At 73.8% G+C, this 21,219-nt stretch carries 14 protein-coding genes; 3 read left to right on the forward strand and 11 right to left on the reverse strand.

Going from position 1 to position 21,219, the window contains the following annotated elements; translation table 11 throughout:
* Positions 1–46: 46 nt before the first annotated feature.
* Together ACFYXU_RS04125 and ACFYXU_RS04130 are read right to left on the reverse strand one after the other, a co-directional pair.
* Positions 47–763, reverse strand: coding sequence for a response regulator transcription factor (locus ACFYXU_RS04125; RefSeq protein WP_329854329.1), 717 nt, complete (start codon positions 761–763; stop codon positions 47–49).
* Positions 760–2,022, reverse strand: coding sequence for a PspC domain-containing protein (locus ACFYXU_RS04130; RefSeq protein WP_329854330.1), 1,263 nt, complete (start codon positions 2,020–2,022; stop codon positions 760–762). Before ACFYXU_RS04130 ends, ACFYXU_RS04125 begins: the two co-directional genes overlap by 4 nt.
* A 156-nt stretch (positions 2,023–2,178) precedes the next feature.
* Between ACFYXU_RS04130 and ACFYXU_RS04135 the strand changes: the two genes are divergently transcribed.
* On the forward strand, positions 2,179–3,519 hold the full coding sequence (locus tag ACFYXU_RS04135) for a PspC domain-containing protein (RefSeq protein WP_389456445.1): 1,341 nt from the start codon (positions 2,179–2,181) through the stop codon (positions 3,517–3,519).
* A complete protein-coding gene (locus ACFYXU_RS04140; protein WP_376638841.1) occupies positions 3,506–3,766 on the forward strand; it encodes a hypothetical protein in 261 nt (86 codons plus the stop codon). The genes ACFYXU_RS04135 and ACFYXU_RS04140 overlap by 14 nt, the downstream gene beginning before the upstream one ends.
* On the opposite strand, the gene ACFYXU_RS04145 is transcribed toward ACFYXU_RS04140, so the two are convergent.
* From ACFYXU_RS04145 to guaA, 4 genes are all read right to left on the reverse strand, one after another.
* Entirely contained in the window at positions 3,676–4,152 is a 477-nt protein-coding gene (locus ACFYXU_RS04145) for a DoxX family protein (protein ID WP_389456448.1), read from the reverse strand. The two genes, ACFYXU_RS04140 and ACFYXU_RS04145, sit on opposite strands and share 91 nt — an antisense overlap.
* Before the next feature lie 366 nt (positions 4,153–4,518).
* The gene (locus ACFYXU_RS04150) at positions 4,519–5,751 is read right to left on the reverse strand and encodes a hypothetical protein (protein ID WP_389456450.1); all 1,233 of its coding nucleotides are present in this window, start codon (positions 5,749–5,751) and stop codon (positions 4,519–4,521) included.
* 187 nt (positions 5,752–5,938) lie between these two features.
* Positions 5,939–6,727, reverse strand: a complete 789-nt coding sequence (locus tag ACFYXU_RS04155; RefSeq protein ID WP_389456454.1) for a class II aldolase/adducin family protein — start codon at positions 6,725–6,727, stop codon at positions 5,939–5,941.
* Between the two features lie 111 nt (positions 6,728–6,838).
* Positions 6,839–8,431, reverse strand: coding sequence for a glutamine-hydrolyzing GMP synthase (gene guaA / locus ACFYXU_RS04160; protein WP_361393313.1), 1,593 nt, complete (start codon positions 8,429–8,431; stop codon positions 6,839–6,841).
* A 335-nt stretch (positions 8,432–8,766) separates the two neighbouring features.
* Between guaA and ACFYXU_RS04165 the strand changes: the two genes are divergently transcribed.
* Positions 8,767–9,057, forward strand: coding sequence for a chorismate mutase (locus tag ACFYXU_RS04165; protein ID WP_329854338.1), 291 nt, complete (start codon positions 8,767–8,769; stop codon positions 9,055–9,057).
* A gap of 824 nt (positions 9,058–9,881) precedes the next feature.
* Here ACFYXU_RS04165 and ACFYXU_RS04170 read toward each other — a convergent pair.
* The 5 genes from ACFYXU_RS04170 to ACFYXU_RS04190 all read right to left on the reverse strand — a co-directional run bounded on the left by ACFYXU_RS04170 (position 9,882) and on the right by ACFYXU_RS04190 (position 21,144).
* A complete protein-coding gene (locus tag ACFYXU_RS04170; RefSeq protein ID WP_376507695.1) occupies positions 9,882–11,687 on the reverse strand; it encodes a GMC oxidoreductase in 1,806 nt (601 codons plus the stop codon).
* Positions 11,688–11,739: 52 nt separating this feature from the next.
* On the reverse strand, positions 11,740–13,407 hold the full coding sequence (locus ACFYXU_RS04175; RefSeq protein ID WP_389407448.1) for a succinic semialdehyde dehydrogenase: 1,668 nt from the start codon (positions 13,405–13,407) through the stop codon (positions 11,740–11,742).
* Between the two features lie 152 nt (positions 13,408–13,559).
* Entirely contained in the window at positions 13,560–15,230 is a 1,671-nt protein-coding gene (locus tag ACFYXU_RS04180; RefSeq protein WP_389407449.1) for a protein kinase, read from the reverse strand.
* Between the two features lie 112 nt (positions 15,231–15,342).
* Positions 15,343–18,498 (reverse strand): protein kinase, encoded by a 3,156-nt coding sequence (locus tag ACFYXU_RS04185; protein WP_389456736.1) that lies wholly within the window; start codon positions 18,496–18,498, stop codon positions 15,343–15,345.
* Positions 18,499–18,654: 156 nt separating this feature from the next.
* Complete coding sequence (locus ACFYXU_RS04190) at positions 18,655–21,144, reverse strand: protein kinase (protein WP_389407450.1); 2,490 nt, start codon at positions 21,142–21,144, stop codon at positions 18,655–18,657.
* Positions 21,145–21,219: the final 75 nt, after the last annotated feature.

Genomic DNA, 21,219 nt, shown 5'->3' on the forward strand with positions numbered 1-21,219 from the left:
CAGGACCGGAGGAGCCGGAGGACCCGATGGGCCCGGAGCGGCGACCTCAGACCAGGCGGCGGGCGGTGGCCCAGCGGGTCAGCTCGTGGCGGTTGGAGAGCTGGAGCTTGCGCAGCACCGCCGAGACGTGCGACTCGACCGTCTTCACCGAGATGTAGAGCTGCTTGGCGATCTCCTTGTACGCGTACCCCCGGGCGATCAGGCGCAGTACCTCCCGCTCCCGCTGGGTGAGCCGGTCCAGGTCCTCGTCCACCGGGGGCGCGTCCGTGGAGGCGAACGCGTCCAGGACGAAGCCGGCGAGGCGAGGCGAGAAGACGGCGTCGCCCTCCTGCACGCGGAAGACCGAGTCGACCAGGTCGGTACCGGTGATCGTCTTGGTGACATAGCCGCGGGCACCGCCCCGGATCACCCCGATGACGTCCTCGGCCGCGTCCGAGACCGAAAGGGCCAGGAAGCGGACCGGGTCCTCGTGCGCGCTCATGAGGCTCGCGCAGCGCCGCAGCACCTCGACCCCGCCGCCGCCCGGCAGGTGCACGTCGAGGAGGACGACCTCGGGGCGGGTCGCGGTGATGACCGTGACCGCCTGGTCGACGTCGGCGGCCTCGCCGACCACCTCGACGCCGGTGATCTCGGTCCGGCCGATCTCGGCCTGGACCCCGGTGCGGAACATGCGGTGGTCGTCGACGAGCACCACCCGCACCCGGCGCTCCGTGCCCTGCGCCCCCGCGTCGCCTCCGGTCGCCGCTCCGGTCTCGTCGCTCATCCGTCCGCCCTCTCCATCTCGAGCTCCACTTCGGTGCCGCCGCCCTGCGGTGACCGCAGCCGGGCCGTACCGCCGTTGCGCTGCATACGGCCGATGATCGATTCTCGTACGCCCATCCGGTCCTCGGGTACCGAGTCCAGGTCGAAGCCCGGCCCCCGGTCCCGCACCGAGACGAAGACGGTGCGCCCCTCCACCTCGGCGTACACCTGCACGGCCCCACCCTCGCCACCGTACTTCGCGGCGTTGACCATCGCCTCGCGCGCGGCCTGCATCTGCGCGGAGAGCTTCTCGTCGAGGGGGCAGTCGCCGACGACGACCACCTCCAGCGGGACCCCGTGCTTGTCCTCGACCTCGGCCGCGGCCCGCTTCACCGCCTCGGCGAGGGTCTCGGGCTCCTCGTCCCTGCCGGTGCCCTCGGGCTTGTAGAGCCAGTTCCGCAGCTCGCGCTCCTGGGCGCGGGCCAGGCGGCGCACCTCGCCGGCGTCGTCGGCGTTGCGCTGGATCAGGGTGAGGGTGTGCAGCACGGAGTCGTGGACGTGGGCGGCGACCTCGGCGCGCTCCTGGGCGCGGATGCGCATAGTCCGCTCGTCCGTGAGGTCCTGCGACATGCGGACCAGCCAGGGGCCGGCGAGGAGCGCTATGCCGGTGAGGACCGCGACGGCGGCGGTGACGGCCGTGCCGAGCTGGGCGACGGAGCCGCGGACCACCACGAAGATCGCGAGACCGGTGCCGACGAGGGCGACGCCGACGAGCCCGCGGACGAGCTGGAACGCGCGTCTGCGGCGGCCGGGATCGGTCCAGCTGGCGCGGCGGGCGTTGTCCGCCTGGCGCCATACGAGGGCGACGCCGACCGCGATGAGGATCAGCGGCCATATGTAGCGCCCGGTCTGGGTGTCGACGCTGACGTTCCCCACGAGGGCCGCGAGGCCGATGCCGAGCGCGATCAGGGCGACGACCTGGCCCCGGTCGGGCTTGCGGAGTCTGCGGCGCCCGTCCGAGGTGGTCTCGAAGAGGGAGCGCGGGGCGGACCGGCCGCCGACGCCGAGCGGGACGACGATCCAGAAGACCGCGTAGAGCACGATGCCCAGGCCGTTCGAGAACGACAGCACCACGAACAGCACGCGCACCCAGACGACCGGCAGGCCGAGGTGGCCGGCGAGGCCCCTCGCGACACCACCGAGCCAGCGCCCGTCGGCGCTGCGGTAGAGCCTGCGCACGGGCGGTTCGTCGGTCTCGGTGACACGAGCGGTTGCGGACATGCACCGATCGTCACACGAGGGGCCCGCCCGGGACATCAGGGTCGGCCCTGAGATCGTCCCTGGTACGGACTCAGGGGTGTCGCCCCCGCGAATATCAGGGACGGGCCAGGGTCGGTCCCGGTGCCGCCCGGCGTCACCGGCCGTCACCATGGAGGCATGACGAGTTCGATGCCTTCGCAGCACGAGGCCCCGCCGCCGGCGGAGGCCGATCCCGCCCCGCCGCTCCGGCGCTCGCGCGGGAGCAACGTCGTGGGCGGTGTCTGCGGAGGCCTCGGGCGGCACTTCGACCTCGACCCGGTGGTCTTCCGGGTGGTGCTCGGTGTGCTGGCCGTGGCGGGCGGCCTGGGCCTGGTCTTCTACGGCTTCGCGTGGCTGCTGATCCCGCTCGCGGGCGAGGAGGAGAGCGAGGGACGCCGGCTGCTGACGGGCCGGGTGTCGGGAGCCTCGCTCGCCGCGCTGCTGATGGCGCTGATCGGCTGCGGGGTGTTCCTCTCGACCCTGCACAGCGGTGAGGTGCTCGGCTTCACCCTGGTCCTGTCGCTCGCCGTGTGCGGGGCCGCGGTCTGGTCGCAGCGGCGGCGGGCCGGCGGCGAGGCCGATGGGAGACCGGACGCGGCCGCCGTGCTCGCGGTCGCCGAGGCACCGCCCGAGACCAAGGCCCCGCCGATCTTCGAGTCCCCCTCCTGGTGGAAGGACCCGATCGTCAAAGACGGTTCGACGGGGCGGCTGGCCATCGGCTACCTGTGGGGTCCGCACGGGATCCTGGACGACGACGGCAAGGTCGGCGGCGAGGTGCCGGCGCCGGGCAGCCAGTGGGGTCCCGACCCCTCGGCGCCCGGGCGGCCGACGCCCTCCGTGCGCCGGAGCCCGTTCTCCATCGGAGGTCTCGTCTTCCTCCTCGCCCTGCTCGCGGGCGGTCTCGGCACGGGCCTGACCTGGGACACCCACCCCCTGGGCACCAGCCTGCAGGTCGGTCTCGCGGCGGCGCTCGCGGTGTTCGGGCTGGGCCTCGTCGTCAGCAGCTTCCTCGGCCGGACCGGTTTCGGCACGGTCCTCCTGACCGTGGTCACGGCGGGCCTGCTCGCGCTGTCCTCGGCGGTGCCCGACCGGATCAGCACCGAATGGGTCCGCGAGACGTGGCGGCCGGTGTCGGTCGCCGGCGTGCGGCCGGAGTACCAGCTGGGCACCGGCGTCGGGACGCTCGACCTGTCCGCGGTCCCGCTCCCGGCGGGTGCCACGGCGTCGACCCGTGCCTCGGTGGGCGCCGGAAAGCTCAAGGTGATCGTCCCGGAGGGCGCGGTGGTCAAGCTGCGCGCGCAGGTCAGCCTGGGCGATCTGCAACTTCCGGGGGCGCCCGCCGACGACATAGACATCGAGCCGGACCGCGAGGTCACCCGGACGCTCACGCCGCCGGCCGGGACCACCCCGGCGGGCACCCTGGACCTCTCGCTGGAGGTCGGACTCGGACAGGTGGAGGTCACCCGTGCTGCTTCATGAGTTCCGCCCGGGCCGGCTGCTGGCGGGCCTGACCGCCCTCGCCGTGGCCGCCGTGTACGCGGGCGACGCCGCCGGCGCCTGGACCACCCCGTGGTACACGGTGATCCCCGTGCTCTGCGGCGGCCTGGGCACCGCCGCCCTCGCGACCTGGGTCGCCTATCGAATACGGCGCCGTTCGGCGAGGACCCGGTCCAGCGACAGCACCGGGGCCCCGGCCAGCAGCAGCGGCAGCCAGGACATCAGATAGGCCAGGTCGTTGCCGAGGTAGTACGGGTGCACCTGCCAGCTCACGGTCAGCCAGAGGCTCAGTGAGATCAGCGCGCCGCCGAGCGCCGCCAGTCGGGTGAAGAGACCGAAGAGGGTCCCGAGCCCGACGGCGAGCTCTCCGAAGGCGATGGCGTATCCGAAGCCGGTCGGATTGTTGAGGGCGACGTCGACGAGGGCGGGGATCGCGGAGCCGTCGCGGACCCCGCGCATCATCTCGCCGATGGAGCCGTTGCCGGTGTCGGCGAAGAAGGCGGGGTCGGTGAGCTTGTCGAGTCCGGCGTAGATGAAGGTCACGCCGAGAAAGATCCGCAGGGGGAGGAGGGCGTAGCGGGAGGCGATGGCCTTCCACTGGTCGAAGGTGGCCACCCGCTCGACGAAATGTCCGTTGCCACGTTCGCCGTCACCACCGTCACCACGGCCGCTGTCGCCGCCCCGACCGGCGTAGCCGCCACCGCCTCTGCCACTGCCACTGCCTCGACCGGCGTAGCCGTCACCGCCGCTGCCGCCGCCACGACCGGTGTCTCCGCCATCGCCACCGCTACTGCCGCTGCCGCTGCCGCGACCAGCGGCGTCGCCTCCAGGGGCACCGGAGCCGCCCCGGCCGTCGCCCGTGTCGTGCGGTCGGTCCGTCTGTCCCGTCATCGTCGGTCACCTCTCCACACCCCGTACGACTGTTCGCGGAACGATTCTCCTCGCACCTGGCGCCCGAGACACGGAAAGGGGGCGGGACGCTCAGTCCAGGACGTCGATCGTGACCCGGTTGGTCTCCACGCCGGCCGCCGTGACGACCCACACCTCCACCCGGCCCGGCTCGACGTCCACCGGGAGGGGGACGGTCAGGGCGGCGTCCGTGGGGTTGGCGAAACCGCCCGGGACCGGGACGAGCGGCACGTGGGCGTGGACGGGGCCGATGCGGACGACCAGCCGGGTCAGCGGGTCGGGGGCCCCGGCGCCGGGCGGGACGAAGCCGCAGCCGCGGATCTCGATGTCGTCGCCGGTACGGATCGGGGCGTCGAGGTCACCGGCCTCCCGGGACCGGACCACGGAGTGGATCCTGGGGCGGACGCCCTCGGTGCACGTCGTGGCGAGGTGCCAGACCGCCGAGACGCCGACGAGCAGCACGAGCGACCAGGGGACCTCGGGGAGCCGGTCGGGGTCACGGGCCAGGCCGACGGCGGTCAGGGCCAGGACGGAGCCGGGGACGAGGAGGTACTGGACGTCGGCGAGGGCCGCCCGGCCGCTGTCGTCGCACACCAGGTCGGCGGCGCGCGGGCGGTCGGCGCGCACCTTCTGGAGGCGGCCGGCCGCGATCCCCCGGGCGGCGACGAGACGGGCGGCGACAGTGACGGAGGCGACGACGGCGAGGACGGTCAGCAGGCCCGCGCCCCGGGCGAGGCCGAAGGCGGTCGCTCCCGGCGACCGGAAGGCCAGGAGGAGGAGGGTGAAGCCGAGGAGCAGCAGCCAGCCGGCGGCGACGGCCCGCGGGGTGGAGAGCCGGTTGTCCTCGCCGATCAGCGGGGCGAGGAGACCGCCCCGGGCCCGGTGGGCGTGGGCCGCCGCGGTGAGCAGCGCGGCGAGGACCAGGGCGGTGCAGAGCCCGGCCGTGCGGGCGCCGGTCCAGCCGCCGCCGACGGCGGTGAGGGCCTGGCCCAGGAGGAGGGCGAGGACGGCGCCCCAGACGGCGCCGAGGCCTCCGCGCCGCACCCGGTCGCGCCAGGCGAGCCCCGCCTCGCGGCCGTGCACGGCGACCGCGCGGGCGGACTGGGCGAGCTCGTCGGAGACCCACTGGCGGGCGGCGACCGGGGAGTGGGCGACGGCCGCGGGGACACCGTGCCCGGCGGCGAGCTCGTCGCGCTTGGCCAGGAAGGCGGCGACGGCCCTCCGGTGCCCGGCCTGCCCGCAGTGGGCGCAGCCGGCACAGGCCGTCGCGTGCTCGCCGTACTGTCTCGCCTCTTGAACCGCCACGGTGTCCACTCCCGGAGCTCACTTCACGGTCCGCGCGGATGCGGACCGGAGCGCCCCGAAGGGCCAACCAACCGTTGATTCAACGGAATTGTGCCGTACCGGCGGCTCTCGCGCCTGCCGCGCGCGCCCCGCCGGAGAGTGATTGCCGAGCCATCCCATTGACGTACAGAAGGGTGAAGCGATGGTGTTACGACAGGAGTTCGGGGTCCGTCCGGCTGATCCTGCGCCACAGCGGCTGGTAGTTGATCCAGGCGACGAGGTCGCTGCCGAGCTGTTCGCGGGTGGCGACGGCCTCACGGTGGTCGATGAGCACGGGCTTGCCGGCGGCTCGCGCCGTCAGCTGGATCCGGGCGCAGCGTTCGAGGGCGATGAACCACCAGGCGGCCGCGTCGACGGAGGTGCCGACGGTGAGCGGCCCGTGGTTGCGGAGCACGATCGCCTTGAACGTGCCGAGGGCGACGGCGATCCGGCGGCCCTCCTCGGCGTCCACGGTGACGCCGGTGTAGGCGTCGTAGAGCGCGTGGTCCTGGTAGAAGGCGCAGGCCTCCTGGGTGATCGGGTCGAGGAGCTCGCCGAGCGCGGCCAGCGCCCGCCCGTGGACCGAGTGGGTGTGGACGACGGCGACGGCGTCGGGGCGGGCCCGGTGGACCTGGGCGTGGACGGTGAAGGCCGCCTGGTTGACGTGGTGGCCGCCCCGGACGACCTGCCCGTCGCCGTTGACCAGGACGAGGTCGCTCGCGGTCAGCTCCTCGAAGGGCGCGCCGAAGGGGTTCACCCAGTAGCAGTCGGGGTGCTCGGGGTCGCGGGCGCTGATGTGGCCCGAGACGCCCTCCTCGTACCCGAGCCGCCCGAAGAGCCGGAGCGCGCCCGCGAGCCGCTGCTTGCGGTGGGCGCGTTCCTCCTCGGCCGTCGCGTGGACGGGCGGGAGGGCGAAGTGGAGCCGTTCGACGGGGACGGGGTCCGGTATCACGCTCATGCGCCGGAAGGTAACGCCCGGCCGGTCAAGTCACCAGAGTCCGGACGGGAACACGACGAAGCCGTCGCCCCGGAGGTCCGGGGCGACGGCTTCACGGGCGCGCGGGAGCGACTACTCCCACTCGATGGTGCCCGGCGGCTTGCTCGTGACGTCGAGGACGACGCGGTTCACGTCGGCGACCTCGTTGGTGATGCGGGTCGAGATCTTGGCCAGCACCTCGTACGGCAGGCGCGACCAGTCGGCCGTCATGGCGTCCTCGGAGGAGACGGGGCGCAGCACGATCGGGTGACCGTAGGTGCGGCCGTCGCCCTGGACGCCCACGGAGCGGACGTCGGCGAGCAGGACGACCGGGCACTGCCAGATGTCGCGGTCGAGGCCGGCCGCGGTGAGCTCCTCGCGGGCGATGGCGTCGGCCTCGCGCAGCAGGTCCAGGCGCTCCTTGGTGACCTCGCCGACGATGCGGATGCCGAGGCCGGGGCCGGGGAACGGCTGGCGCTGGACGATCTCCTCGGGCAGGCCGAGCTCCTGGCCGACCATGCGGACCTCGTCCTTGAACAGCTGGCGCAGCGGCTCGACGAGCTCGAACTCGATGTCGTCGGGGAGGCCGCCGACGTTGTGGTGGGACTTGATGTTCGCGGTGCCGGTGCCGCCGCCGGACTCGACGATGTCCGGGTACAGCGTGCCCTGGACCAGGAAGGCGACCTCGGGGCCGTCCTCCTGGAGGATCTCCAGCTGCGCCTGCTCGAAGACGCGGATGAACTCGCGGCCGATGATCTTGCGCTTGGTCTCCGGGTCGGAGACGCCGGCGAGCGCGTCGAGGAAGCGGTCCTGCGCGTCGACGACGACCAGGTTGGCGCCGGTGGCGGCCACGAAGTCCTTCTCGACCTGCTCGGTCTCGTTCTTGCGCATCAGACCGTGGTCGACGTACACGCAGGTGAGCTGCGAGCCGATGGCCTTCTGCACGAGCGCGGCGGCCACGGCGGAGTCGACGCCGCCGGAGAGACCGCAGATGGCGCGCTTGTCGCCGACCTGGGCGCGGATGGCCGCGACCTGCTCCTCGATGACGTTGCCCGTGGTCCAGCTCGGCGCGATGCCGGCGCCCCGGTACAGGAAGTGCTCCAGGATCTGCTGGCCGTGCGTGGAGTGCAGCACCTCGGGGTGGTACTGGACGCCGTACAGCTTCTTCTCGTCGTTCTCGAAGGCGGCGACCGGCACGACGTCCGTGGAGGCGGTGACGGTGAAGCCCTCGGGGGCGGCGGAGCAGGCGTCGCCGTGCGACATCCACACCGACTGCTCGACCGGGGTGCCCTCGAAGAGGGTGGAGCCGGCCTTGGAGACGTGCAGCGGGGTGCGGCCGTACTCGCGGGCACCGTTGTCGTCGACGGTGCCGCCGAGGGTCTGGGCCATCAGCTGGAAGCCGTAGCACATACCGAAGACGGGGACGCCCGCCTCGAACAGCGCGCGGTCGAGGCGCGGGGCGGCCTCGGCGTACACGGACGACGGGCCGCCGGAGAGGATGATCGCCTTCGGGTTCTTGGCCAGCATCTCGGCCACCGGCATGGTGGACGGGACGATCTCGCTGTAGACCCGCGCCTCACGGACGCGACGGGCGATGAGCTGGGCGTACTGGGCGCCGAAGTCGACAACGAGGACTACGTCCGGGTTGGAGACGTCGGGCGCGGCAGCGGGAGTCGCTGATGACACTACGGCGGCCTTCCGGCGGTAGGAGAGGTTCCCTGGGGTTCCCCCGAAGGGGGGCTATTTGTCGATTCTACCGGCGCGCCGGTGTCGCTTTTCGTCTCACCATCCGAACCCGGCTTGTCCCCGGCTTCGGGAAGGGGTCCATACTGGGGCCATGCGCAAGCTCACGACCTTCCTCTTTACCTATGGCACCCGGCCCACCGGCTGCCATGGTCGTGCTGCTTGAGCAACTGACAAGCGACTTCCCAGGCGCCCCGGGCCGACAAGGCCCGGGGCGCTCTGCTTTCCCTCCGGGCCGTGCCGCTCCGGGGCCTCCCGACACCACGAGGAGCCCCACCATGACGCAGACCGCCACCCCGGAGAAGACCGGCGCCCGCACCGACGAGGCGGCGACGCTGATCGGCGACGCCCGTGAGCGGATCGACGCGCTCGACGACCGGATCATCGGCCTCATCCAGGAACGGATGGCCGTCTCGGCCGTGATCCAGGAGGCCCGGATCACCTCCGGCGGCCGCCGGGTGAACCTGGCCCGGGAGATGGAGGTCCTCGGCCACTACAGCGACGCGCTCGGCAAGCCGGGGACGACGCTCGCGATGACGATGCTGGAGCTGTGCCGGGGCCGCGTCTGATCCGCACCCGACGCGCCCGGGTGGGTCCCCGCACCGGAGTTCGGGGCCGGTCTCACCCGTACGGCGCGTGACCGGCTCCGGACGGGCTTCGTTGGTCCGGTTGTCCGTGCCAGCCAGGGGCGGGCCCGAAGAAACCACGCGTGGCTTCGCTGGGGCGTGTGGCGTACCTCTCCGGTACGCCGTGGGACCTCGCACCAGCGCGCGTGACCGGACAGCAGGGGACAGCAGCCCGGTCACCCAGAAAGGGCGGTCGGTCCCGGGGACGCCCGGGGCCGGCCGCAACCTGCCGATCTCCCGACCCCCTCCCCCAGTCCCGGCGATCCCCCGATCCCTCCCCCTCGCGGCGCAACCCCCCGGCGCCGCCCCGCTCGGCACCGCCGCTGCCCTGACACCGGTGCCGACCCGAAGGGCCCCGCGCCGCGACCGGAATCGCGAGCGCGGGGCCCTCCTCACGCCCTCCCCCGCGACGTGACGCGCGTCACACAAAGATCCCGCGCAACCGCTACAACCCTTCGCGGGGGCGGCGGGTCATCTATGCAGCAACACAAAAGCTGGAAGGGCGCTGCACTCGGAGGGGGGTGCAGCGCCCTTTCGCATGAGCGGCGTCAGCGCACGGAGGGTTTCGGCGCAGGACCGACGTCAGCGCACGGACGGTTTCGGCGCAGGACCGACGTCACCGCACAGACGGTCTCAGCGCACGCCGACGTCACCGCACGGACGGTCTCAGCGCCCGCCGACGTCACCGCACAGACGGTCTCAGCGCACGCCGACGTCAGCTCACGACCGCCCCGAGGGCGCCGGAAGGCGTCGGCGCTCTAAGGGTGTCAGTCCTTCTTCGGCGGGACCGTCGGCATCCCGAGGAACGGCAGCCGCAGGGCACCGAAGGCCTCGGAGGGGACCGCGGGGGACTTCGGCTCGACGGCCGAGAGCCGTACGTACGCCTCCCCCTGCCGCGGCCGGGGGTCCTCCTCGCCCTTGTTCGGCCAGAAGGACATGGCCCGCTCCGCCTGCGCGGTGATCGTCAGGGACGGGTTGACGCCGAGGTTGGCCGAGACGGCCGCGCCGTCGACGACGGAGATCCCGGGGTGGCCGAAGAGCCGGTGGTACGGGTCGATGACGCCGGTCTCCGCGTCCGCCCCGATGGGGCAGCCGCCGAGGAAGTGGGCGGTGAGCGGAGTGCCCATGAGCTCGCCGATGTTGGAGCCCGCGAAGCCGTTGATCTCCTCGGCCATCAGACGCGCCGCCCGGGTCGCGGCCTCGATCTGCGTGGGGTTGGGCGCGCCGTGCCCCTGGCGGGCGGTGAGCAGGCCCTTTCCGACGCCGCCGGGCTTGCGGTACGTGGTCAGCGAGTTGTCGAGGGACTGCATGACCAGTCCGATGATGGTCCGCTCCGACCAGCGGCGGTTGGACAGCGAGCGGGCCGCGAGGGCGGGGTGCTTGACCAGTTCGAGGAGCCACCTGCGGACCCGGTGGGCGCCGTAGGGCACCTGGAGGACGGTCATGCCGCCCATGGAGTTGGAGCCCTTGCCGTAGCGCACCGGTTCGATGTGGGTGTTGTCGTCCGGGTGGATGGACGAGGTGATGGCGACGCCCTTGGTGAAGTCGGCCCGGTCCTTGCCGTGCCGCTTGCGGTAGCGGCGGTCGGTGGTCTGCGAGCCGACCAGCGCCTCGGAGTTCGTACGGGTCAGCTCGCCGAGCCGGGAGGAGACGCGGGGCAGCAGCCCGGTGTCCTTCATGCGGTGGAGCAGGGTCTGCGTGCCGTACGTGCCCGCGGCGACGACCACCCGGGGGGCGGTGAAGGTGCGGCCCGCGCCCTTCTTCCTGTTGTCGGTCGGCAGGGTCCTGACCGCGTAGCCGCCGCGCGAGTCCTCGGTGACGGCGACGACCGAGGTCATGGGGTGGACGACGGCTCCGGCCTTCTCGGCGAGGTGGAGGTAGTTCTCGTTGAGGGTGTTCTTGGCGCCGTGCCGGCAGCCGGTCATGCACTCGCCGCACTCGGTGCAGGCCTTGCGGGAGGGGCCGGCCCCGCCGAAGAACGGGTCGGGCACCTCGCCGCCCGGCTTCGCCTTCGCGGTCCCGTCGCCGTCCCGGCCGTCCCCGAAGAAGACGCCGACCGGGGCCATGTGGAAGGTGTCGCCGATCCCCATCGCCTGGGCGGTGGCCTTCAGGTGCACGTCGGAGGGCGTCATCGTGGGGTTGAGGCGCACGCCCAGCATCCGCTTGGCCTGGTCGTAGTACGGGCTCAGCTCCGCGCGCCAGTCCGTGATGTCCTTCCACTGCGGGTCGTCGAAGAACGGCGCCAGCGGCTCGTAGAGGGTGTTGGCGTAGTTGAGGGATCCGCCGCCCACGCCGGCGCCCGCGAGCACCATGACGTTGCCGAGGAGGTGGATGCGCTGGATGCCGTACAGGCCGAGGGCGGGGGCCCACAGGAAGTTCTTCAGGTCCCAGGAGTTCTTCGGCAGGGTCGCGCGGGTGAAGCGGCGCCCGGCCTCCAGGACGCCGACCCGGTAGCCCTTCTCGGTGAGGCGGAGGGCGGTGACCGAACCGCCGAAGCCGGAGCCGACGACGAGGACGTCGTAGTCGTACGCACTGTCCTCGCCCTGATTCTGGGCAGGGGGTACCGCGGTCATGGCTCTCCTCGTACGGAACGGTGGGAAGGGGAAGGGTCGCCGGGGAAGGGCGTCAGCGCAGGCGCAGGGCCTTCATCGCCTTCAGGGACACGCTCATGAACGCGGCGTACTTCTCGTCGTCCATCCCGAAGGAGGGCGCGAGCGGGATGAGCCGCTGCTGGGCGACGGTCTGTGCCTCGGTGTACTTGAGGATGCCCTCGGAGCCGTGCCGGCGGCCGAGCCCGGAGTCCTTCATGCCGCCCATCGGGGACTGCACGCTGCCGTACGCGGGCGCGTACCCCTCGTTGATGTTGACGGTGCCGGTGCGCAGCCGGGCCGCGACGGCGTGGCCGCGGCGCGAGTCCTTCGTCCAGACGGAGGAGTTCAGGCCGTACGGGGTGGCGTTGGCGCGGTCGACGACCTCGTCCTCGTCCGTGAAGCGGTAGACGGAGACGACGGGGCCGAAGGTCTCCTCGGAGCAGACGGCCATGGGGGCCTCGACGCCGTCGAGGATGGTGGGCTCGAAGAAGAGCGGGCCGATGTCGGGGCGGGCGACGCCGCCCGCGACGAGCCGGGCGCCCTTGGCGACGGCCTCCTCGACGTGCTGGGTGACGGTCTCCAGCTGGCGCTCGCCGACGAGGGAGCCCATGTCCGCGCCGTACGCGAGGGAGCTGCCGAGCCGCATGGCCCGGGTGCGGGCGGCGAAGCGCTCCAGGAAGGCGTCGGCGACGGACTCGTGCACGTACAGCCGCTCGATGGAGATGCAGAGCTGTCCGGCGGAGGAGAAGCAGGCGCGGACGGCTCCGGCGGCGGCCTTCTCGATGTCGGCGTCCCGCAGGACGAGCATCGCGTTCTTGCCGCCGAGTTCGAGGGAGACGCCGACGAGCCGGGTGGCGGCGCCCCGGGCGACCTCGCGGCCGGTGCGGGTGGAGCCGGTGAAGGAGACGTAGTCGGCGTGGGCGACGACCTCGGGGCCGACGACCGGGCCCTCGCCCAGGACGACCTGGAAGACCTCGGCGGGCAGGCCCGCCTCGACGAGCAGGTCCCGGGCCCAGAGCGCGGTGAGGGCGGTCTCCGTGTCGGGCTTCATGACGACGGCGTTGCCCGAGACGAAGGCGGGCAGCGCGTCGCCGACGGAGAGCTCCAGGGGGTAGTTCCACGGGGCGATCTGGCCGATCACGCCGCGCGGCTGGCGCAGCTCGGTGACCTTGGTCAGGGTCGGCACGACGCCGGTGTGCCGCTTGGCGCGCAGGTAGGAGGAGGCCTTGCGGCCGTAGTGGCGGGCGGCGACGGCCACCGCCAGGACCTCCTCGTGGGCGTGCAGGCGTGCCTTGCCCGTCTCCAGCTGGATGAGGTCGAGGACCTCGGCCTGCCGCTGGAGGACGAGGTCGTGGAAGCGCAGGAGGACGGCGGCGCGGGCCCGGACCGGGGTGGCGGCCCAGGCGGCCTGGGCCGCACGCGCGCGCGAGAAGGCCTCCGCGACGTCCTCGGGGGTGGACTCGGGCAGGTCCGCCAGCTTCGCCCCGGTGAAGGGGGTGTGGTTGGCGGTGCGGCCGGAGCCGACGACACCGCGCGTGAGCCGGGCGACCAGCTCGGGCGTCACGACGTCGGCGGCGGTCCGCACGCCCGCGGGCGCGGGCGCGACCGGGTTGGTCGCGCCGGCGGGGGCGGCCGGGCGGGCCGCCTCGGCGGCGGTGTCGGCGGGAACCGTGAGGGCGGCCGGGGCCTGCGAGTCCGTCATGAGCCCGAGGGTAGGCCGCGTTCCGACCTTTGGGTACCCGTCGGTAACGCGTTTTCCACCTCTCCACACACCGCGCCAGCGATCACTGGCACATAAGTCCTGATCAGCGGCTCACGGCCGCCGAGGGCCGGACGCGGAGATTTTCCCGCCCCTCACTCGCCCGGCGCGCGCCAGTGCTGGAGGACGATGTCGAACTGCTCCCGCGTCTTCTCCCAGCTCGACTCCGGCGAGGACATGTAGATCGCGTACTCGGTGCCGTCGTCCTCGTAGTACATGAGGTCGATCGCGTGCCGGGGCCCCGGGAAGTCCTTCCGCTCGGTCCAGCTGAACTCCCACAGGACGGAGCGGACCTGGTCGCGGTACGTGGTCTGGTTGAGCTTGACCCGGTCGTAGTCCATGCGCTTCTCGAGCAGGCGCTCCAGGTCGAGGGCGTGCGCGTACGGGTTCTCGAAGTCGGGACTCTTGTCGATGCTGATCCGGATGCGGTGCTTGCCGTTGTCCGGGGTGTAGTCGACCTGGTCGCCCTCCGTCTGGCGCTTCCAGCCCGCCGGTACGAGGAGGCTGAAGCCCTTCGGATCCTCGACGCGGTGCCAGCCGGCCGGGATGTCCTCAGCGCCCTTGCCGGTGGGAGAGGGCGTGACGGACGTGCTCCGGCCTCCGTCGCCGCGGGGGTCGCGGTCGCCGCCCGCGTAGTTCATGGCGGCGAAGACGGCACCACCCGCGACCACCCCGGCGAGCACCGCCGCGAGGACGGCGGAGCGCCACCGGCCCCGGCCGGAGGGCGGCGGGGGCGCGGGGCTCGGGGTGGGGTGCGGTCCGTGGGGCGGCTGGGCCGACTGGGGCCACTGGGCGGTCGCCTTCACCGGCTCGCCCGCGAGGAGCTCCGTGCCCGTGCCCGCACCGTCCGGCGCGTGCGCGCGCGGTGCCGGGTCCAGCTCCTCCCTGGTCACGCGCTGGGTCGGCACGTACGCGTGGGCGGACGTCGGCGCGCGCCCCTCCATCGCGTCGAGCAGCATCCGCTCGGCCTCGTCCGCGCGCGGCCGCTGCGCCGGGTCCTTGCGCAGCAGGGCCACGATGACGGAGGCCAGCGGGCCCGCCTTCTCGGGGCGCGGCGGCTCCTCGGTCACCACGGCCTGCATGGTGCTGATCGGGGAGGTCCGGCGGAACGGTGACGTGCCCTCCACCGCCGTGTAGAGCGTGGCGCCCAGGGACCAGAGGTCGGAGGCGGGACCGGGGTCGGCGCCCTGGACCCGTTCGGGTGCCAGGTAGTCGATGGAGCCGACGATCTCACCGGTACGGGTGATCGTGGAGTCGCCCTCGATCGCCGCGATGCCGAAGTCGGTGATGAGGACGCGCCCGTCGCGCGCGAGCAGCACGTTGCCCGGCTTGACGTCCCGGTGCAGCACCCCGGCCGCGTGCGCGGCGCGCAGCGCGCCGACGACGTGCAGACCGATCCTGGCCGCCTCGCGGGGCTCGATCGTGCCGGCCTCCTTGGCGGCGTCGGCGAGCGAGGGCCCGTCGACGTACTGCATCACGATCCAGGGCCGGTTGTCGTGCTCCAGGACGTCGTGGACGGTGACCACGCCCGGGTGCGTGATCCGCGCCGCGGCCCGCGCCTCCTTCTGCGTGCGGGCGTGCAGGACGAGCCGGTCGGCCTCGGCCACGAACCGGCCCGCCGTCAACTCCTTCACCGCCACCACGCGGTGGAGGACCTCGTCGTGCGCGCGCCAGACCTTGCCCATGCCGCCGCGTCCGATGGACTCGCCCAGCCGGTAGCGACCGGCGAGCAGCAGTCCCGCACCTGTGCTCTGAGAATGTTCCACTTGCCCCCGCCCGTTCCTTCTGATGCAAGGTTACGGAGGGGGGCACGGGCTGCGGAACCTCGGGGCGGTCATAGGAACAGCACTGTGACCGGGGCCCGGTGGGACTTTCGTATCAGCGCCCCGGCCGGAAACCCTTCGTGGCCTGGTCGTAGATCTCCGACACCTTGTCCCGCTCGCTCTCCGGGCCGATGACCTGGACCACGTGGTAGCGACCGCCGTCGATGAGGGCGAGGTTGCGGACGAACACCATGCGGCCCGTGCTGTCCGGCCAGGTGTAGGACCCCTCGGCCGTCGGCGTCCGCCCGATGTCCACCCGGCGCGTCTTCTCCGCCTGCGACCAGCTGGACGACCGGTAGGGCTCCAGCTCCCGCTCCTTGACGTTCTGGTACTCCAGCGGATCCGCGCCGTTGTCCCGGACGGCGTCCCGGCCGGGGACGACGATCAGGGTGAAGTCGCCGTTCGTGTAGCGGACTTGCCCGGCGTCGTTGATCGGGCTGCGGCGCCACCCCTTCGCGACCCCGACCCGGAACCCTTCCGGGTCCCGGCGCAGTTCGTACCCGGCGGCGAGCGCGGGTGCCGCGGGATCCGCCGGGGGCGGGGTGGTGGCCGGTCCCGTGGTGGGGTCGGCGGACGGCTTCGCGGTCGCGGGCGGGCCGCTCGTGGGCGGGGCGGTGCCGGGCGCCGAGGACGCCGGACCGGCCGTGGGCGTGGCCCGCGGGGTGGGCCGCTCGCCGTCCCCGGGCAGGAACAGCACGGCGTACGCGACGGCCCCTCCGAGCAGCAGGAAGACCAGGATCAGGAGCGTCCGGCCCAGGGACCTGGGGGAACCCGGGGCGCGGGAGGACCCCCGGGACTTCTCACGGAACCCGTCCCGGAACTCCTCGTGGTGCTCCCGGGGGGCGCGCGCACGGCCGTACTCCTGGGCGTACTCCTGCCCCTGCGCGGGCCCGTACTCCTGGCCGTACTCCTGACCCTGGGAGGGCCCGTACGCCTGCCCGTACTCCTGGTCGAACTCCTGGTCGTGCTCGTGCTCGTGGCCGGTCGCGGGCGCCCGATCGGGGGCCCGCCGCTCCTCGTACCGGGTCCCGGGGCGCACGTCCTTGCCGCCCCTGTGACGGTGACGGCCCGCCCCCGCCTTCCCGCGCCACCGGCGCACCAGCTCGCCGCGCCGGCGCACGATCGGCAGCCGCGCCTCGTCGAAGGACGGCAGCGGTACGACTCCGAGCCCGGCGTCCGGCTCCGGCGCGGACCGCACCAGGGAGCGCAGCCAGCCGCGCAGCTCCTCGAAGTCGGGCCGCTCGGTCGGGTCCTGACGCAGCAGGGACTCCACGACCGGGCGCAGCGGCCCGCACTCCTCGGCGAAGGCCGGCGGCTCGGCGCAGACCAGCTGGACGAGCTCGCCCGCACTGTCCTCGGGGTACGGGGCGTGGCCCTGGACGGCCCGGTAGAGGAGCGCGCCGAGCGCCCACAGGTCGGTGGCGGGACCGATGGGCGGGGCGAGCCGCCAGTTGTCGTGGACGGGGCCCGCCTGCTCCGGTGCCCAGCGCTCGGTCACCGCGCCGACGACCGCGATCCGGGTCTGGCGGGCCCGTTCGGCGTCGAGCCGCGTGGTCGGGCCCCGGTGCGCCTGGGCCGGGATCGCGAGGGGCGCGTCGTCCCGTGGCCCCGCGGGGACCGGGAGTCGCTTCGGCTCCGGGTTCGCCGCGGTGTACCCGGCGGGCAGGGCCAGGCGGCCCGAGCCGGGCAGGACGGGGCTGCCGCCGGCCGGGATCGGCCCGGAGCCGTCCCGCGCCGCGTGCGGGCCGTCGCTCCAGCTGCCGGCCAGCATCACGCGCGGCGGCGGCGGTCCGGCCCCGGGGCGGCCCGTGCCGTACGGCTCGTCGCCGTCGTCTTCGTCGTCCTCCTCGTCCGCCACCCGCGCCCACCACTGCGGCTCGGGCGCGCCGGACGCCGGGGCGGTCGGGGGCGGAGGCGGGGGGGCGGGCGTCTCGGGAGGCGCGGGGCGCTGGACGGGGAGCGCCCCGGTCTCGCCGAGTCGGGCGGCGGCCCGCGCACCGGCCCGGTAGGCGGCGATGGCCCCGGCCCGGGCGGCCCGCACGTCGGCGGTGGGCGGCGTGGCCACGGGCTGCGTCTCGGCGGCGGGCGCGGCGCGGCCGTAGGGGTCGGAACCGTAGGGGTCGGAACCGTAGGGGTCGGGGGCGGCCGGGTACGGCCCGGCACCGTGTTCCGTGCCGGGCTCCCCGTGCCCCTCGGCCTCGTGCGCTTCGACCTCGTGCGGGTCTACCTCGTAGGTGTCGACCTCGTACGCTTCCGGGCCGTACTCCTGGGAGCCGTACGGCGGGAGGGGTTCGGTCGCGGGGTCGGCCTGAGCCCCGGTCCCGGTCCAGGTCCCGGTCTCCGCCCCTGTCTCCGTCCCGGTCCCGTAGAGCTCCACGTCGGCCGCGTGCGTCTCGGGCTGATACGACGCAGGCTCGTACGACTCGGGCTCGTACGGCTCAGGCTCGTACCCGCGCGCCCCGTACTCCTCCGCCCCGTACTCCCCCGTGACGTACTCGTCCTCCGCATACTCCCCCGTCCCGTACCCCTCCGGGCCGTCCCCCTCCGTCTCGGGGTCCGTCCCCTCCGGGTCCTCCCCCTCGGGGAACGGGGGCGGGGCGAACGCGTCGGTCTCGTCCGGGACCGGGGCGTAGCCGCAGAGGGCCTCCTCGGCGGCGCCCACCGCGAGGCCGCTGAGGACCACCCGGCCGTCGTCGCAGACGAGGACCGTCCGGGCGGTGATGTTCCGATGGACCCAGCCGTGGGCGTGGAGGGCGCGCAGGGCGGTGAGGACGTCGGCGCCTATCTCGGCGGCGCGGTACGGGTTGAGGGGGCGCTCGGCGAGGAGCGCGGCCAGCGGTCTGGCCGCCACGCGTTCGCTCACTATCCACAGCGAGCCGGCCTCCGCGAAGACGTCGAAGACCTGGTCGAGGAGCGGGTGGTCGGGGATCTGCGCGGCGGCCTGGGCGGCCTCTATCGCGCGGCGCACCACGGGCTCGGCCGGCCTGCGGGTGGCCTGGCCCGTGCCGCCGTGGGCCCCGCCGGGGCCGTGCTGGCCGTCGAGGACCTCGGCGTCGACGAACTCCGGCAGCGGCACCTGGCGGACCAGGACCTCCTGCCCGCTGTAGGTGTCGAACGCGCGCGTCTCCACCGGCTCGTAGGCGTCGGCGTCCGACGGCGGCAGCGGCAGGCGGTAGCGGTCGGCGAGCACCCTTCCCGCGTAGTCGTCCACGACGCCTCCCCACGCGCGCACGCTGTTCCTCGTGGACCCGCCGGTCCCCCAGGGATCGGACGGGATCGCGAGTCCGTCAGTTCCGGTCCGTCACCACGCGGTTGACGGCTCTGTTCGGTTGCGTTCGGTCCTCGGCCCTCACGATACGTGGCACGGTCAGTCCTTGGGGCTGAACGTGGCGAACGCCGTCTCCCGCAGGGTCTTGCACTCCGCGCCGTTCCACTCGTCCGCCGCACAGCTGACCATGATGGAGTAGCCGTGCGTGGCGTCCACCTTGAAGCCCCGGTTGAGCACGTGGACCCGGATGCCCTTCTGGGTGCGCTCGAACTCCCAGTCGGCGACGGTCGGGTAGCCCTTGTAGGAGACGGTCCGTATGCCGAGGTGCTTGTAGTCCTGGCTGGTGGCGGCCACGCCGTACCTGGCCAGCTCCCAGGCGCTCGCGGCGTTGTCCTTCGGGCTGCCGTTGTAGTCGACCTGGACGCGCGGGAAGCCGCCGCTCTCGCTGAAGATCTTGCCGAGGGCGTATCCGGGGATCGAGCGGAGCTTGTAGCTCGCCGGCACGGCCATCGAGAAGTGCAACTGGCCGTTGCTGACGAGGGTGTACCCGGCCGGCAGCCCCGCGCCGGGCTCGCCGCCGGGCTTCCCGGAGGGCGTGGTGCCGCCGTTCTGCCCGGTGGTGGAACCCGTCGTGGTGCCGTTGGCGCCGTTCGCGCCCGTGGACCCGCTGCCGGTGTCGCCGCCGGGCTGGACTCCGCCCTGCTGGCCGGTGCCGCCCGAGGACTGGCCCTGGGCTCCGCCGTTCCCGCCGGAGCCCTGGGCGCCGCCGGAACCGTCACCGCCCGCCGTGGCGCCGGCCGAGGACGTGGTGCCCCCGTCGCCCTTGCCCTGGGTGCCCTCGTCGCCGCCGCTGAGGGAGACCGCGATGATCGTCCCGAGCAGGGCGAGGACGACGACCGCGGCGATGATCACCAGGGTGCGGCGCGGCACGACGTCGGTCAGCGCGGCGCGGGTCGGCGCGGGCGGCTTCCCGCCGCCCCGCAGCGGCTCGGTCGCGAGCCCGGCGGACGGCTTCGGCTCGGCCTTCACCGAGGCGGCCGCGTTCCGTACGGAGTTCAGCGCGCCGCGCATCCGGTCGGCGGCGGCGTCGGGCGTCTTGTCGGCGGCCGGCGCGGCGGCGGTCCGCTCGGGGCGGGGCGGGAGCGGGATGACCGCGGTGGCCTCGGGCGAGACGGCCGGCGGCGCCTCGGGCGCGTCGAGCACGGCCCGCAGCAGGACCCGGGCGCGGGCGTCGTCGAGCCGCTGCGCCGGATCCTTGGCGAGGAGGCCGTAGATGACCTGCTCCAGCTCGGGGCCGGCGTTCTTCGGCGGGTCGACCGGCTCGGTCATGACGGCCGTGAGGGTGGCGATGGCCGAGCCCTTGTCGTACGGCGGGCTGCCCTCGACCGCCGCGTAGATCAGGCCGCCCAGCGACCACATGTCGGCGGCGGGACCGGGCTTGTGGCCGCGGGCGCGCTCCGGGGAGATGTACGAGGGGGCGCCGACGAGCATGCCGGTGGAGGTGATCGAGGGGTCGCCCTCGACCTGGGCGATGCCGAAGTCGGTGAGCACGACCCGGCCGTCCTCGGCGATCAGTACGTTGGACGGCTTCACGTCGCGGTGCAGGATGCCCTCGCGGTGAGCCGAGCGGAGCACGTCGAGGATGGCGAGGCCGACCTCGGCGGCGCGCCGGGGCGTGAGCGTGCCGTCCTCGCGGACGGCGTCCGCGAGGGACTTGCCCTCGATGAGCTCCATGACGATCCACGGACGGTCGTCCTCGTCGACGACGTCGTACACGGTGACGGCGCCGTTGTTGCGGATCCGGGCGATGGCCTTGGCCTCGCGCAGGGTCCGGGTGATGAGGCGTCGCTTCTCGTCGTCGTCGATGCTCGTGGGGAAGCGGAGCTCCTTGACGGCGACGGTGCGGCCGAGGGTCTCGTCCACGGCGCGCCACACGGTGCCCATGCCGCCGCGGCCGAGGACCACGCCGAGCCGGTAGCGGCCCGCGAGCAGCCTTCCCTCGCCGACGGGAGCCTTCCTGAGCCGGTCGCCGCCGCGCGCGGTGGCTCCGGCCGCAGCCCGGTCACCCTCGCCGTCGCCGTCGCCGGCTCCGAATCCGGCCCGTCCGGTCGAAGGCTCGGTGCCGCGCAGCCGCCCGGCCGCGGCGTCGTCACCCGTGCCGCCGTCACCTGCGCCGTCGGCGGCGCGGGACGCGGAACCGGCACCGGGACCGACGCCAGAACCGACACCGGCTTCGGCTGCGGCACCGGCTTCGGCCCCGCTCGTCCCCGTCGCCCTCTCGGGCTGCGCGTCCTGAGGGTCCTTCACGTCCCCGGCGGCCTCCCGGCCACGGGGGTCCGCCGCGCCCGACGTGGACCCGGCCGGGTCCACGGGCTTCGCGTCCGCGGGCTTCGCGTCCGCGACGTCCCGCTCCGGCGCGTGCGTGTCCCCGGAGGCCTGTGCACCCCTGCTGACCTGCGCGTCCTTGGTGTCCTGCGCCGGCTCACGCGCGGCCGGAACCGCTCCTCGGTCGCCGTCGGTCGCGGCCCCCGCGGCGGCGTCCCGCCTGGGGTCCCTCGCCCTGTCCCGCGACTGCTCCGCCTCCGACATGCGTCCCCTCTGCGATCCCTGATCTGCGCCGCGTCTGCCGCTTGCCGCGCGATGCGGTAACCCGCCCTGGAAGAG

The sequence above is a fragment of the Streptomyces sp. NPDC002232 genome (assembly GCF_042890295.1).
Classification (GTDB): domain Bacteria; phylum Actinomycetota; class Actinomycetes; order Streptomycetales; family Streptomycetaceae; genus Streptomyces.